Origin of the sequence: Salegentibacter salinarum, from assembly GCF_900168115.1 — a bacterium.
GTDB lineage: Bacteria > Bacteroidota > Bacteroidia > Flavobacteriales > Flavobacteriaceae > Salegentibacter > Salegentibacter salinarum.
Window position 1 is genome coordinate 145,779 of sequence record NZ_FUZC01000006.1, and the last position, 15,459, is coordinate 161,237.

The 15,459-nt window shown below is 38.3% G+C and carries 9 protein-coding genes; 3 read left to right on the forward strand and 6 right to left on the reverse strand.

What is annotated here, in order from left to right; genetic code table 11:
• Nucleotides 1-13: 13 nt before the first annotated feature.
• From B5X53_RS09100 to B5X53_RS09110, 3 genes are all read right to left on the reverse strand, one after another.
• A complete protein-coding gene (locus B5X53_RS09100) occupies nt 14-2,047 on the reverse strand; it encodes a M3 family metallopeptidase (protein ID WP_079713019.1) in 2,034 nt (677 codons plus the stop codon).
• Between the two features lie 296 nt (nt 2,048-2,343).
• Nucleotides 2,344-2,829 carry a 5-(carboxyamino)imidazole ribonucleotide mutase gene (gene purE, locus B5X53_RS09105; protein WP_079712931.1) on the reverse strand — a complete coding sequence of 162 codons (486 nt, stop codon included), beginning with the start codon at nt 2,827-2,829 and terminating at the stop codon, nt 2,344-2,346.
• Between the two features lie 53 nt (nt 2,830-2,882).
• Nucleotides 2,883-4,043 carry a 5-(carboxyamino)imidazole ribonucleotide synthase gene (locus B5X53_RS09110; RefSeq protein ID WP_079712932.1) on the reverse strand — a complete coding sequence of 387 codons (1,161 nt, stop codon included), beginning with the start codon at nt 4,041-4,043 and terminating at the stop codon, nt 2,883-2,885.
• A 118-nt stretch (nt 4,044-4,161) separates the two neighbouring features.
• Between B5X53_RS09110 and B5X53_RS09115 the strand changes: the two genes are divergently transcribed.
• The 3 genes from B5X53_RS09115 (at nt 4,162) to B5X53_RS09125 (ending at nt 7,082) form a co-directional block, all read left to right on the forward strand.
• Entirely contained in the window at nt 4,162-5,274 is a 1,113-nt protein-coding gene (locus tag B5X53_RS09115; RefSeq protein ID WP_079712933.1) for an adenylate kinase, read from the forward strand.
• 84 nt (nt 5,275-5,358) lie between these two features.
• Nucleotides 5,359-6,366: a GTPase ObgE gene (gene obgE, locus B5X53_RS09120; protein ID WP_079712934.1), complete on the forward strand. Its 1,008-nt coding sequence runs from the start codon at nt 5,359-5,361 to the stop codon at nt 6,364-6,366.
• Nucleotides 6,367-6,560: 194 nt separating this feature from the next.
• Nucleotides 6,561-7,082, forward strand: a complete 522-nt coding sequence (locus B5X53_RS09125) for a DUF4136 domain-containing protein (RefSeq protein WP_079712935.1) — start codon at nt 6,561-6,563, stop codon at nt 7,080-7,082.
• 104 nt (nt 7,083-7,186) lie between these two features.
• On the opposite strand, the gene B5X53_RS09130 is transcribed toward B5X53_RS09125, so the two are convergent.
• From B5X53_RS09130 to B5X53_RS09140, 3 genes are read right to left on the reverse strand one after another with little or no spacing between them, the layout of a single operon-like run.
• Complete coding sequence (locus B5X53_RS09130; protein ID WP_079712936.1) at nt 7,187-8,842, reverse strand: OmpA family protein; 1,656 nt, start codon at nt 8,840-8,842, stop codon at nt 7,187-7,189.
• A gap of 12 nt (nt 8,843-8,854) precedes the next feature.
• Nucleotides 8,855-9,793 carry a PorP/SprF family type IX secretion system membrane protein gene (locus tag B5X53_RS09135; protein WP_079712937.1) on the reverse strand — a complete coding sequence of 313 codons (939 nt, stop codon included), beginning with the start codon at nt 9,791-9,793 and terminating at the stop codon, nt 8,855-8,857.
• 26 nt (nt 9,794-9,819) lie between these two features.
• A complete protein-coding gene (locus tag B5X53_RS09140) occupies nt 9,820-15,396 on the reverse strand; it encodes a T9SS type B sorting domain-containing protein (protein ID WP_079712938.1) in 5,577 nt (1,858 codons plus the stop codon).
• Nucleotides 15,397-15,459: the final 63 nt, after the last annotated feature.

Below are 15,459 nucleotides of genomic sequence, written 5' to 3' on the forward strand. Positions count from 1 at the left end.
CCTTTTTCTACTATTATTTCTTAATTAATCCGGCGCGTTTTAATAAAGCATCGGGTTTTGGTTCTTTTCCACGGAATTTCTTGTAAAGCGTCATCGGGTGATCTGTACCACCCTGAGAAAGGATATTGGTCTTAAACTTATTAGCGACTTCCCGGCTAAAGATTCCGTTTTGCTGAAAATATTCAAAGGTGTCAGCGTCCAAAACTTCTGCCCATTTATAGGAATAATACCCGGCAGAATACCCGCCCTGGAAAATATGGGAGAACGCGGTACTCATGCAATTTTCTGTAACATTAGGGAATAATTTGGTGCGTTCAAAAGCTTTATCTTCGTTAGCCTTTACATCAGTAATTGCTGAAGGATCTACCCCGTGCCAGCTTAAGTCCAACATTCCGAAACTTAATTGTCTTACCGTAGCCATTCCTTCCTGGAAATTAGCCGATTCTTTTATTTTTTGAATCAATTCCATAGGAATCACTTCGCCGGTTTCGTAATGTTTAGCAAATAACTGAAGCGCTTCTTTTTCGTAGCACCAGTTTTCTAACAACTGACTTGGAAGTTCAACGAAATCCCAATACACATTTGCTCCTGAGAGGCTTGGATATTGCGTATCTGCCATCATTCCGTGTAAAGCGTGGCCAAACTCGTGGAAAAGGGTAGTGACTTCATTAAAAGTAAGTAGCGAAGGTTGTTTTTTTGAAGGTTTGGTGAAATTACAAACTATAGAAATATGGGGGCGTTCTTCCTCACTGTCTTTTTTGTACTGCGATTTATAACCCGTCATCCAGGCGCCATCGCGTTTTCCCGGTCTTGGGTGAAAATCGGCGTAAAACAGGGCTATATCTTTATTATTTTCATCAATAACCTGGTAGGTTTTTACATCTTCGTGATATTTATCTACGTCAAAAACTTCCTGGAATTTTAAATCGTAAAGTTTATTGGCTACTGTAAAAACGCCGTCTATTACATTTTCTAGCTTGAAATAAGGTTTCAGTTTTTCATCATCGAGATTGAATAATTTTTGTTTTAATTTCTCACTGTAAAAAGCGGCATCCCATTTTTGGAGCTGATCAATCCCGTCCAGGTCTTTGGCGAAGTTTTCTAATTCGGCAAACTCGCGTTCTGCAGCCGGTTTTGCCTTTTCAAGAATTTCCTCTAAAAAGCTGTTTACTTTCTCGGGAGTTTCTGCCATACGCTCTTCCAGTACAAAATGGGCATGGGTTTTATAACCTAAAAGTTGGGCGCGCTGATATCTTAATTTAGAAATTTGTAACACATTTTCCCGGTTGTCTAACTCATCGCCGTGAAATGCTTTAGAACCAAAAGCAAGAGCCATTTTTTTTCGCAACTCCCGGTTCTCGGCATATTTCATAAAAGGGAGGTAGCTGGGATACTCTAAAGTGAAAATCCATCCTTTTTTTTCTTTGGAATTCGCTACCTGCGCAGCTTCTTCTTTAAAACTTTCAGGAAGGCCTTTAAGATCGTTTTCATCGGTAAGATGTAATTCGAATTTATTGGTTTCGGCAAGTACATTCTGGCCAAAATCCAGGCTTAATTTTGAAAGCTTTTTGTCGATATCCCTAAGTTCGTTTTGTTTCTCAATGGGTAAGTTAGCGCCGTTCCTTGAAAATGCTTTGTACTTTCTATCTAAAAGTGTTTTTTGCTCTGTATTTAAATTAAGCTCATCTTTTTTATTGTAAACAGACTTTACCCTTTCAAAAAGGGCTTTGTTAAGGATGATATCATTCCTGAATTCTGATAAAAGCGGGGATACTTCCTGGGCAATTTGCTGAATTTCCTCGTTGGTTTCAGCGGAATTCAGATTGAAAAATATACTGGTTACCCTATCTAACTTCTCTCCTGAAAATTCTAAAGTTTCGATGGTATTATAAAAGCTAGGTTCCTTAGTATTTGTTGAAATCCCGTTGATTTCTTCGCGTGCCATTTCAATGGCTTTTCTTATTGCGGGTTTAAAATGCTCGTTTTTTATTTTTGAAAACGGTGCGTGATTAAATTCCTGTAAAAGCGGATTATTATGAGTGGTCATTATCTTTTTTCTTTTTTTAATTTTATGTTCAAATTTATCCATTAAACCTCGTTTGAGTAGTCCAGATAATCTACTTAACCTAAATTTGACGTTTTAGTAATTTTTTTTAACACAAAACGTTATTTTTATCTAAAAAACTGTATATTTCAACTTTAAAATATTGAACGTTTTACAATTGTAGTAGCTTGTAAAGTTTTTTCTGGTTTAAATATTTAGAATGGTTAATAAATAATTTGTACAGATTTAGGTGAGTTTACTACAAAGAAAGCCACGTCGCAAGACGTGGCTTTTGCTTTTTATCGCTTTACTTTTTTAGCACCTTCAATTACTTTTTCTTTAAGTCCTTCTTTATAAACCAGAATTTTATCTAAAGTACATTTATCTGAAGCGCCTATAATTTGCGCTGCAAGAATACCGGCATTTTTAGCTCCGTTTAGGGCAACAGTCGCTACCGGAACTCCGCCAGGCATTTGTAAAATTGACAAAACCGAATCCCAACCATCTATTGAGTTGCTGGATTTTACCGGCACGCCAATTACGGGAAGCGGGGATAGGGAGGCGATCATTCCGGGTAGGTGGGCAGCGCCACCGGCACCGGCTATAATTACTTTAATTCCGCGTTCGTGGGCAGTTTTACCGTATTCGAATAATTTTTCGGGCGTGCGATGGGCAGAAACGATATCTACTTCTACTTCCAGATCAAAACCTTTCAGGATATCTATAGCATCCTGCATTACCGGTAAATCACTGGTGCTTCCCATTATTACTGCTACTTTGTTCATAATTTTTATGCTTAAGAATACCTCACAGGTTTCCAAAACCTGTGAGGTATATATTATTTTTTAGAAATAACTTTAATTGAATTTTTAACCTCCTCAGCAATTTTTCTTGCTTCGGCAAGGTCTTTATTTACTATGGTTACGTGGCCCATTTTTCTAAACGGGCGGGTGATTTTTTTACCGTAAATATGCGGCGTTACCCCTGGCATTTCCATTATTTTTTCGATATTCTCATAAACCACTTCACCCTCGTGATGTGCATCGCCCACTAAATTTACCATAATTCCGCCGACTTTACTTTCGGTGTTACCCAAAGGTAAATCTAAAATAGCGCGAATATGCTGTTCAAACTGGTTGGTATAACTGGCTTCAATACTGTAATGTCCGCTATTATGTGGTCTTGGGGCTACTTCGTTTACTATAATCTCGTCCTTTTCGGTCTGGAACATTTCCACGGCGAGTAAACCTACGTGTTCAAAAGCTTCGGAAACCTTAACCGCGAGTTCCCTTGCTTTTAGCGCCACGGAATCTTCAATTCTTGCCGGACAGATTACATATTCTACCTGGTTGGCGGTAGGGTGAAATTCCATCTCTACTACTGGATAAGTTTTTACTTCACCTGAAGCCGATCTTGCCACGATTACTGCCAATTCATTTTTAAATGGAACCAGCGTTTCGATAATACATTCGGCATCGGGAAGATCGTATAGAGCTTCTTTTGATTTTATAACCGAAACTCCTTTTCCGTCATACCCACCGGTAGTACTTTTCCAAACAAATGGCATATTAATTTTACTGCTTTCAAGCGCAGGAATTAATTCTTTTTTATTTGAAAAAACTTCAAAATCAGCGGTTGGGATTTGATGTTTTTTATAGAAATCCTTTTGAATTCCTTTATTCTGGATTTTCTCTAAAGTTTCAGCGGAGGGATAAGTTTTTATACCTTCTTTTTGCAATTGTTTTAAAGCCTCAACATTTACGCCTTCAATTTCAAAAGTGAGCACGTCAACTTTTCTTCCGAAGTTAATCACGGTATCAAAATCCATAAGATCGCCGGTTTCAAAATAATCACAGGCAATTTTACAGGGTGCTTCAGGGTTTGGGTCTACAACGTTGGTTTGTATATCGTATTTGCGGGTTTCGTAAAGCATCATTTTGCCTAACTGGCCGCCACCAAGAATTCCCAATTTAAAATCTGAAGAAAAATAATTGATCATACCGTAAATGTTTCAGCAAAAATAAATTTTTAGGGCAAGCTGTGCTATTATTCTTATGGAAATCTGGCAGTTTGGGTTGTTAAGAATCCTTATCTTTGCCCTTTAAAATTTTTCAGATTTGATAAAACTGCACGATTTAGAGTTTGAGCCGTATATTTCAGAAGAAGAAATTAACGTAGCCATAGATAAAGTGGCCGATAAGCTGAATAAAGATTACAAGGATGCGAATCCCATATTTTTAGGAGTGCTTAATGGTTCTTTTATGTTTGCGAGTGAAGTTATAAAGCGGTTTAATGAAGATTGTGAAGTTAGTTTTGTAAAACTTGGTTCTTACGAGGGTACCAGGACTACGGGAAATGTAAAAACACTACTAGGTCTAAATCAGTCATTAAAAGGTAGAAAAGTTATTTTACTGGAAGATATTGTTGATACCGGTAATACTTTGGAGGAAATAAATAAAATTTTACTGAAAGAGGAAGTTGATAATTATGAAGTAGCAACCTTGTTTTATAAACCTGAAGCTTATAAAAAAGACTTTAATATAAAGTATATAGGGGTTGAAATCCCGAATAAATTTATTGTAGGTTATGGCCTGGATTATGATGGTTTAGGCAGGAATCTTACGCAAATCTATAAACTTAAAGAGAACAACATGACAAATTTAGTTTTGTTTGGCCCTCCCGGCGCCGGCAAAGGAACTCAGGCAGACATTCTAAAGGAAAAATATAAGCTAATTCACATTTCTACCGGAGATGTTTTTAGGGACAATATTAAAAGCGAAACCGAAGTAGGATTGCACGCTAAATCTTTTATGGATAAAGGGCAGTTGGTTCCTGATGAGGTGACGATTAAAATGTTGAATGCTGAAGTTGATAAAAATGAAGGCGCGAACGGATTTATCTTTGACGGTTTCCCGAGAACTGCAGCACAGGCAGATGCTTTAGCTGAATTGTTAAAATTAAAGAACACCGAAGTAACTGCAATGATCGCTTTAGAGGTAGATGATGAGGTTTTGGTTGAACGTCTGTTAGAAAGAGGAAAAACCTCTGGAAGAAAAGACGATGCCGACGAATCGGTGATAAGAAACAGGATAAAGGTTTACTATGATGAAACCGCGATATTAAAAGAATACTATAAAAAACAAGATAAATATTACGGCGTAGACGGAGTTGGTTCTATAGATGAAATCACTCAACGATTAAGTGCCGTGATTGATAAGCTACAGGCGTAATCTTCAATGAAAGTTTGAAATTACGGAATAGTTAGGGGTTTAAACTCCAGGGCTGGCCAGTAGATTTGATTAAATAATAAAAATATGACTGAAGGGAATTTTGTTGATTATGTAAAGATTCACGTGGCTTCCGGAAAAGGAGGAAGTGGATCTTCACACCTGCACCGCGAAAAATACGTTGCGAAAGGCGGGCCCGATGGTGGTGATGGTGGCCGTGGTGGCCATGTAATTGTGAAGGGGAACAAAAACCTTTGGACACTCTATCATTTAAAGTTTAAAAGACATATTCGCGCTGAACACGGTAGCAACGGGAGTAAGCAACGCAGCACGGGTGCAGAAGGTTCTGATGAATATATTGAAGTACCTTTAGGAACGGTAATTAGGGATACTGAAACCCAGGAAATTATTCACGAAATCACCGAAGATGGCAAAGAATATCTTATTGCAGAAGGTGGAATGGGTGGACGTGGAAACTGGCATTTTAAGAGTTCTACCAATCAAACTCCAAGATATTCCCAACCGGGAATAGATGGTACCGAGGTAGACATTACCCTGGAGTTAAAAATTCTAGCCGATGTTGGCCTGGTTGGTTTTCCTAACGCTGGAAAATCTACTTTGCTTTCTGTGATTACCGCTGCAAAACCGAAAATCGCGGATTATGAATTTACTACCCTTAAACCCAATTTAGGAATTGTAGAATATCGTGATTTTAAAACTTTTGTTGTTGCAGATATCCCGGGAATTATTGAAGGTGCTGCGGAAGGTAAAGGAATTGGCCACCGGTTTTTACGCCATATAGAACGTAATTCAACCTTATTGTTTTTAGTGCCTGCTGACGCTCCAAATATCTCTGAACAATATGAGATTTTGTTAGATGAATTGCGAAGATATAATCCGGAGATGTTGGATAAAGACAGGCTTATCGCTATATCAAAAAGTGATATGCTTGATACTGAATTGAAACTTGAAATGAAGCATGAGTTAGATAAAAATTTAGGTGCACCTTACCTGTTTATATCTTCGGTAGCGCAACAGGGTTTAACCGAACTTAAAGACAGGTTATGGGAAATGCTAAATAAGGAGACTTCTTAAACCCTCACATAGGGTTTGGCATTATCTAACGGAATAAAAGCCTACATTCTTTTTCTTAAGCAGAAAGTTTAAACACAACAACTTTGGATTTCTGTTAATCTTTAGATTTCCTGAACGGTTTTTGATTAAATTTAAGCAGCGTGGATTAATTTCTACGCTGCATTTTTTTGTGAAAAAGTTAAAAATTGATTCTTATGAAGTTAATAAAGTTGTTACTTATTTGTGCCCTAATTTCATCCTGCAATACCCCAAAAGCGGTTTACGATTATGATGATACGGTTAGTTTTAATAATTATAAAACCTACCAGCTTTTCCCGGATTTCCAGTCGGGCCTGTCGCAGTTGGACGAAACCAGGTTAATTACCAGTTTAAAAAATGGAATGGAAGAGAAAGGCTTCTCCACTTCTGAAGAGCCCGGTCTATATGTGAACATTTATTCCCGTGAGTTTAAGGACCAAAACCGAAGTAGTATTGGTGTGGGAATTGGGGGAGGTGGTAGAAGTGGAGGAGTAGGAGTTTCCGGAGGAATTCCTATAGAAAATAATTCTGTAATTCTTGAACTCACGATAGACTTTATAGATGTGGCCGAAGATTCTTTGATTTGGCAGGCTGTTGTAGAAACCAAGTTCAATCCAAATGCTTCTCCAGAACAACGCCGGGCAATGTTTGATAAAATCGTAGAGAAGGCTTTAGAAGGTTATCCTCCGAAAGATTAAATTGCAGTTTTCTATTAAAATTAATGTAATAAAAAAGCCCCGGAAATTTCCGGGGCTTTTCACATTTTGGTTGGTTAGTTAGTGGTCAACCTATGGAAGATTAATTAATCTTCCATTTCTTCAGAATCTGTATTGTTTTCATCATTCATTATGGTGAATTCACTACGTCTGTTCTTAGCATATTGTTCTGCAGTACAGCCAGTAGGTTCGGTACAGTCGTTAAGCGGCATGCTTTCTCCATAACCTTTAGAAGTTAACCTGCTGCGGTCTATGCCGTTTTCAACAAGATACTCTAAAGTAGAAGCTGCACGTCTCTCAGACAATCCCATATTGTATTGATCTGAACCTCTAGCATCAGCGTGAGAGCCAATTTCTATCTGAAGTTCAGGATACTTGTTCATAATAGTTACAACTTTATCAAGCGTTGGTTTCGATTCGTCTTTAATTGTTGCTTTATCAAAGTCGAAGTAAATGTTTCCAACATCTCTTAATTGTTGTCTACCGGTTTCAAGGTTTGTTTCTCTATCATCGTAATCAACAACCGGAGGAACATAATCTTCTCTTGTAAACACATAAAGGTTATCTGATCCTCTTCTATTAGAAGCAAGATATCCTTTTTGATTTTCTTCATCTATAATAAATGCGAAATCATCGTGACCACTGTTAACGGTGTTACCCAGGTTTTGAACTTCAGAAAAATCTCCTTCAGCTCTAAATACATCTAAGTTACCAAATCCCTGGTGACCATCTGAAGCGAAGTAAAGTACTCCTTCTTCACTAATGTAAGGGAATTGCTCACGGTGTGGAGTGTTAACTACAGTGCCAAGATTTTGAGGCTCGCCGTAAGTACCATCTTCATTTACATCTACAACGTAAATATCAAAAGAACCTTCAGAACCCGGCATATCGCTGGCAAAATAAAGTTTGCTGCCATCTGCACTTAGGCTCGGGTGCTCAGTAGAATATTCGTCACTTGTAAAAGGAAGCGCTTCAATATTGCTCCATTCACCATCTAGCATTTCTGCACGGAAGATTTTAATGTGACCTACTCTAATTCCTTCTTCATTTTTCACTCTTTTCTCACTGTTACGGTCAAAGTACATTACCTGACCATCTTCACTGAAAGTTGCAGAACTTTCGTGCTCATCGGTATTAATTTCATCAGAAAATAAAACAATATCACTTAATTCTCCGTCTTCAGACATTTCAGCAGAATAAAGATCTAAGGTTGGTTGCTTGTTCCATGGGTAAACCGGACGCTCCTGGTTTCTTGTTGAAGCGAAAGTAATTCGGTCTCCATAAAACGCGATACCAAAGTCAGCTGAAGCACTATTGTTCATAATTTGCTCAGTTGTATAAACGTGAGGAGCAACTGTGTCTAATTCACGTGCAAAATCCTCGTAGTTTATATCGTCTCCGGTATAATCGCTCATGTTCTCATCAGCTTCTTCCTGTTCTCCAATAGCACGTAAAGAATGTGCAAATCGAAATTTATATTCAGGCTCGGTGATATCATCGTGTCTAAGGAAAAGTGTGCGGTAAACTTCCGCAGCACTTTCCATTTGATTTGTGTAGAAGTAAGCATCTCCAAGGTTTTGTAATACCTCCTGATCTTTATCTACAACTTTTTCATAAGCTTCTGCAGCGTCAATGTATGCTCTTTGAGCAAACAATTTTTCTGCTTTCTTTATTTCGGCACTTTGCCCAAAAGCGGCAAGGCCTATAAAAAGAATAAAAAGTGTACTATATAAATTTTTCATATTATTCGGTTTTTAGAAGAATCTAGGTGATTTGTCATATCCTTTGGTAAGGCCAAACAGGTCAAGATCAAATAATAGCATGATCTCGTGAGTTCCACCTAAATTATAGTTGGCGAAGTCTGAGGTAAAGTGATCGTAAGCATACCCTACACGAAGTGATGGGGTAATTTTAAAGTTCACCAAACCTGTGAGGGTTTCATTAAATCTGTAACCAACACCGGCTTCCAACCTGTCATATAACAAAACGTTTGCAGTTACATCTACTGCCAACGGAGCACCTTGAACACCTCTTGCCATAAAAGCAGGCTTCAATTTAAGATCTGGGTTTAGTTGAAAAACATATCCACCGGTTAAATAATAGTGAATTGCTTCTTCTCCTAAAGCCGCTAGGCCTTGTTCGTTTTCAATGTATTTAGAGGTAAACAGGTTAGGAGCAGATGCACCTAAATAGTAGTTATCTCCAAACCAGAAAGCACCAACTCCAAATACCGGGAAAACTTCGTTAACATTTTCCAAGGCAGGATCTGTAGGATCGTTTACTGCTAAACCTGAAAGGTTTGCATCAAAAGTAGTAAGACCACCTTTAAGACCGAATGAGATTTTGCTTTCTCCACCCGTTGGGATTACATAAGCAAAATCGGCAGTTATATTGTTTTCTTTTACAATACCACCAATTTCATCGTGAACTACGGTTAAACCAAGTTCTACCCTTTCACTTACAGGAGTGTGGGCAAAGAAGTTGGCGGTGCTTGGAGCACCGTCAACATTTTGCCATTGAGATCTGTAAATACCCCCCAGGTTAAGCATACCGGGATCATCGGTAGCATAGGCCGGGTTTATTACACTCATATTGTACATATACTGAGTGAACAGCGGGTCTTGCTGAGACATCCCCTTGATTGAAAAAAGGATAATGCCTGCGAATATTAAATATTTGATTGTTTTTTTCATTTCTTTCTAATGTTTATCCTTTTATATTATCTGTTCAAGTATACTTTACCCTGACGAGGCTCTGTGCTTCCGTCGTTAAAGTCTACCACATAGAAATATACACCTACTGGTAATACATCGTCTCCAAGACTACCAGATTGGTTAGAAGTTCCATCCCAGGTAGGAGTAGAGGCATTGCCTTTGTAAATTGCATTACCCCATCTGTTAAAGATTGTAATATTGAAGTTTGGATATTCTCTTTCAATATTTTCAATCACGAACCTGTCGTTTCTACCATCTCCATTTGGCGTTATCGCTTCAGGGAATAGTAAAGCACAATCTTCCAGAGTAACCGTAACAGCTAATCTTTCTGAACTTTCGCATCCATTATCTGAAATAAGCGTCGCGTAGTAAGTGGTACCATCAGTTAGGGTAGCATTGTTGCTAAGAGCAGTCATACTATCGGCTGATTCATACCAGGTTATTTCACCGCTTTCATTGATCTCGGCAGAAAGGTCTGCAATTGTTGGATTATCAAACTCACATAGTTCATAATCTGAACTAATAGTTGGAGCAGGAGAATCTACAATATTAACAGTAAGTACTGCTGCTTCAGATTCGCATCCTTCGTCTGATGATTGAGTTACATAGTAATCTCCATCTACCAACAGGTCTTCTTCGCTAACCATCATAGATAGTTCAGCATCAGAATACCAGGTTAAGTTAGTTCCATCTGCCTCAAGTCTTGTTGCAGTTTCACCGTCTATTGCACAGAATGCAATCGCTTCACCGGTTGTTGGAGCGTCAGGAGCGTTTCCTAAAGTGATAGTAATAGTTGCAGAATCGTCTCCACCACACTCATCACCTTCAGCTGTTACACTGTAGATAACTTCGTAGGTTCCAGTTTCAAACTGGGAAGGATCCATAATTCCGTCTGCTATAACGTCACCATCTAAGGTGAATTCACCATCCATATCTGCATCTGCAGAAATCAATGAGAAAAGATCTTGTTGACCGTCGTTACTACAAACTGTTACATCCATATCTTCACCTGCATCAGCACCTTGAAGGATTTCTATAGTAAAGGTAGTACTGTCTTCACCTTCTACACATGCTGTTGTTGAATCCACAGTATAAGTAATCTCATATGAACCGGCATCCATCATTGATGGACTAAAGATTCCATCTTCGTACCCTTCGAAATAACCATTTTCGTTCGCTTCGTCGGATATTAGGCTGAAAAGGTCTATGTCTTCTGTAGTATCGCATATAGTTAGGGGGTCAATTTCCCCTGCCTCGGCTTCTTCTGTAGCAACTATATTTACCGAAAGGTCTACGGAATCGGAACACTCTCCATTCTCAACTGTAAAAGTGGTCGTAAGTGTATTAATTGGATTTTCTTGAAAAGATGCTCTTAATTCTTCAATAGAAGGATTAAAAATTCCTTCTGCCTCAGAATTTTCCCCAAGTAAATTTCGGAAGTAATTTCTTACGTCCGAAACGGTTGGGTTCTGTATTACTTCATTTATACAAAGCTCAACGCTTCTATTTTCACCAAGCTCAATGCCTTGGATAACTTCAATTTGAAAAGTTGTAAAGTCTTCCCCTTCTACACAGTCAATATTTTCGTTAACTGTGTAAGTAATGGTATATATACTGGCTTCAAATGTTGAAGGTGAGAAAATACCATTTTCAATTGGTTCGCCATCAACTGTAAAAGTACCTCCTGCGGTTCCTGTAATCTCATTATTAAGATTTACATCGTTGTCTGTGCTACAGAAAGTATAATTTTCAAAATCTCCTGCATTTGCTTCTTCAATTTCATTAATAGTTATTGAAATCTCAGAGGTGTCTTCGCAATTTTCATTAGAAACCCTGTATGTAGTAACAAATGGTTCTGAGAAATCTCCGGCATTGTAGTAGGCGAAAAGCTCTTCTACATTAGCATCAAAATCTCCGCTCAAATCTACATCTTCCTCTTGATTTTCAAGTAAGGTGATTAAAAAGTTTTGAGCTTCCCCAGGATTCGCGATAAGCTCTTCGATTTCGGTTTCACAATACGATAGTGTTAAGTCGCTTCCTGCATTAGGACCTTCAAAAATACTAATCGTAAATGAGGTAGAAGCTTCACCCTCTACACATGCAGTATCTTCATTAATTGTATAGCTAACATCATAATCACCTTCTTCCATCACTGCAGGATTAAATATCCCTCCTTCAATAACTTCTCCGTTTATTGTAAAGAAACCTCCTTCAATGCCGCCTGTTTGTCCTGCTGATAATTGTATTTCATCATCTGTAGTACATAGTTCTATGTCACCAAATTCTCCCGCATCAGCTTGTTGTAGAGGAGTAACCTCTGCAGTAAGCATAACTGAAACAATTCCACAATCTCCAGTATCTACGGTATATTCGGTTTCGAAGATCCCAAGGCCGTTTTGGTTTTCAAATTGTGTCAAAATTTCTGCTGGGCTTGGATCAAAATTTCCTCCTGTCTCAAGACTAGTGTTGTTATTTACAAGATTGGTAAAATAGGATCTGATCTGTGCCTCAGATGGATTTTCTAAAACTTGATCTTCACATATAACTACGGAAACAGGATTTAATTCTTCCAGATCCTCACCCACAATAATATCAAATGTTGTGAAATCAGATGTTCCCTCAATCACACAATCAGCGGAATCATCTACACTATAAGTAATAGTATAGGTTCCTGCACCGATAGATGGATCAAAGTTACCATCTTCATTAAGAACTCCTTCCTCTGCGGTAAATGTTCCGCCCGGGTTGGCATTTTCATCTAAAAGAGAATCATCTAAGACAATCTCACCTGTATCAAAACAAACTAAAGTAATGTCGTCTATTTCACCTGCGTTAGCATCACCTGATTCAATGATATCAAGCGTGATATCTACGGTCACATCTCCACAACTAGTTTCTACAGTATATACAGAATTAAAAGTTTGGAATCTATTTTGTTGAAATTGTCCCAAAATTTCTTCTGGACTGTTGTTGGTGAATATACCGTTTGTTGGTAACTCTGTTCTACGTGAAATTAAATTCCTTAGATATGATCTCACATCGTTAACAGTTGGGTTTGCAAGTAAATCTTCGCTACAGATTGTGTTAAAGATATCATCAGGTTGTTCTGCCAACTCCTCACTAATAGTTATAGTGAAGGTTGTGAAATCAGATGTTCCCGGGTTAACGCAATCGGAAGAATTTTCATCAACTGAATAGGTGATAGTATAAGGTGTTCCTGGAGTTGCTAAAGATGGATCAAAATTCCCGTCTTCATTTAGGACATCCTCTTCTGCAGTAAATACTCCGTTAGGAGTGGCTGTATTATCAAGTAAGCTATTGTCAAGTGCTACAACATCAGTTGCAAAACATGCAATGTCAATATCATCTATTTCGCCTGCTTCTGCATCCCCATCTTTAATAATCGTTAACTCAATATCGGTGGCGCTACAATCTGTTGTATAAGTTGCTTCAAATGTATCAAAACTTAAACTTGGATTAAAAAAGAATGATAAAAGGTCAGCTTCAAGTTCGTCTAAACCTGGTTCGAAAGTCCCATCGGTATCAACAGGTTGTCCTAAAATACCCTCTAAAATCGTTTCTAAGTCATCTTCACTTTCTAAAAGTTCTTGGATTTCAGACACGCAAAAAGTTTCACTAACGGTACTTACCTGGTTGGACTCCTCTACCTCAATAGTAAATTCTGTGGCATCGGAAGTATTAGGAGTTATACATGGATTTGCATTATCATCTACCGAATAGGTGATAGTGTAGGTTCCTGGTCCAATTGAAGGGTCAAAGTTGCCCTCATCATTTAATACTCCTTCGGCTGCTGAAAAGCTACCATTACGAGTTGCAGTTTCATCAAGAAGAGATTCGTCAAGAACAATAATATTCTGAGCATCACAAGCGATAGTAAAATCATCTATTTCCCCTGCTTCTGCATCTTCTGATTCAAAGATATCGATAGTAATTCCAACTGTTACCTCACCACAGTTTGTATCTACTGTGTAGGAAGAGACAAATCTTTGGAAGCGGTCTTCTTGAAATTGATCAAAAATATCTTCAGGTGTATTGTTAGTGAAAGTTCCGTCTAAAGGTAAATCTGTTCTGCTTGAAATTAAATTTCTTAGATAGGTTCTCACATCATTTGCGGTGGGATTACCTAAAAGATCATCACTACAGATTACAGTTGAAATATCATCAACTTCCTGAGGATTGTCATTTATAGTAATTTCAAAAGTAGTTGTACTCTCGGTGTCTGGTGTGATACAGTCTGCTGATTCATCATTTACCGTATAAGTAATAGGGTAAACACCAGGTCCAACGGACACATCAAACTGATTGTTTTCTACTCCTGTACCAGAAAATGTTCCTCCTCCAGTTGCATTATCATCAGTATTTTCAAGGGTTTGAAGATCAAAACTTTCTTCAGTTGCACAAGTAAGTGTGAAATTATCGAACCCTCCTGCGTTTGCATCTTCAGTATCTGTAATTTCAACGGTCACTTCTGTAGACTCGCATTCTTCGCTGGAAGTATAGGTGTTTGTAAAAGTCCCAATAGGATTATTTTCGTATTGATCTACTAAATCTTCAAAATCGCGGGTAAAGCTTCCTCCTTCAACATTGCCTAATAAACCTCTATAAAAGTCTTCAAAATCGGCTGCTGTAGGATTTGGAAGTATTTGTGATGTACAAACCTCTGCTGATATAGGAGTATTCTCTATTGGTTCCCCTAGAGTAACCATTACGGCTGCTCTGTCTTCAGAAGGAGTTTCACAAGGAGGAAGTGGGCTTCCTCTTTCGTTTACTACCTGTCCTACATAGTAGGTAGCTCCATTAATAAGTTCTGTATTATCGGCTAAAGGTGAATTAGCGTTTTGCGAACGATACCATCTTATGGCTTGAGTATCATCATACGTTCCTGCAGCTTCCAGGTCAGCAACCGTTGCATCTTCACAAAAAGACTGTTCGGTGGCGGCAGTGGGAGCTTCTATTTGGTTCGGGTTGAATCCAACCGCGGTTCTTAACGATGGACAACCAGGTACGTTAGTTCCTGGAACTTGAGCTACATAATAGCTTCCGCCAGGTAAAAGATTATCCCCATCAGCCATAGGCGATGTTCCGAATTCCGAATCATAAACCTCAATGTTGTAGCCTCCTATAGTTTCATCAAATAACTCAGCCAGGTCTTCTGCATTAAAATCGGCAGGAGTACAAGATGTTATTTCAAAACCATTTGCTTGATTATTGGTGACATCATTTAAGGGTCTTTCAACAGACTCTACAGTTACCGTAATAGCTATACGCTCACATTGTCCAGATTCTCCACCTACGTAATAAATTTCTCCGTCTACTAGAAGTTCGTCTTCCGGAATAATTTGAGTATCATTTTCATTCTCGTCTGTTTGGTATACCGGATAACCATCCGTATTAAGTTCGCTAACTGTTTGTGTAAAACAAACGGTTTGTGTTTGAGAGAAACTAAAATTGTCCGGGTCGGGACAATCGGCTTGCCCAAATGAAGGCAAGGTTCCAATTAACAGTACAAAGGCGAAAAGGAACCAATTTGTTCCCTTCCTCCCAAAAGTAAAATTTTGCATAGGCTAGGTGTTAAAATTCAATTATTAGTATTAGGTTTAAATAATTTTAGCAGCACAAATATT

Coding starts and splice junctions, on each gene's coding strand:
- purE (WP_079712931.1), bottom strand. CDS start 2,829: ATGAACAAAGTAGCAGTAATAATGGGAAGCACCAGTGATTTACCGGTA.
- B5X53_RS09125 (WP_079712935.1), top strand. CDS start 6,561: ATGAAGTTAATAAAGTTGTTACTTATTTGTGCCCTAATTTCATCCTGC.
- B5X53_RS09140 (WP_079712938.1), bottom strand. CDS start 15,396: ATGCAAAATTTTACTTTTGGGAGGAAGGGAACAAATTGGTTCCTTTTC.
- B5X53_RS09130 (WP_079712936.1), bottom strand. CDS start 8,842: ATGAAAAATTTATATAGTACACTTTTTATTCTTTTTATAGGCCTTGCC.
- obgE (WP_079712934.1), top strand. CDS start 5,359: ATGACTGAAGGGAATTTTGTTGATTATGTAAAGATTCACGTGGCTTCC.
- B5X53_RS09100 (WP_079713019.1), bottom strand. CDS start 2,047: ATGACCACTCATAATAATCCGCTTTTACAGGAATTTAATCACGCACCG.
- B5X53_RS09135 (WP_079712937.1), bottom strand. CDS start 9,793: ATGAAAAAAACAATCAAATATTTAATATTCGCAGGCATTATCCTTTTT.
- B5X53_RS09110 (WP_079712932.1), bottom strand. CDS start 4,043: ATGATCAATTATTTTTCTTCAGATTTTAAATTGGGAATTCTTGGTGGC.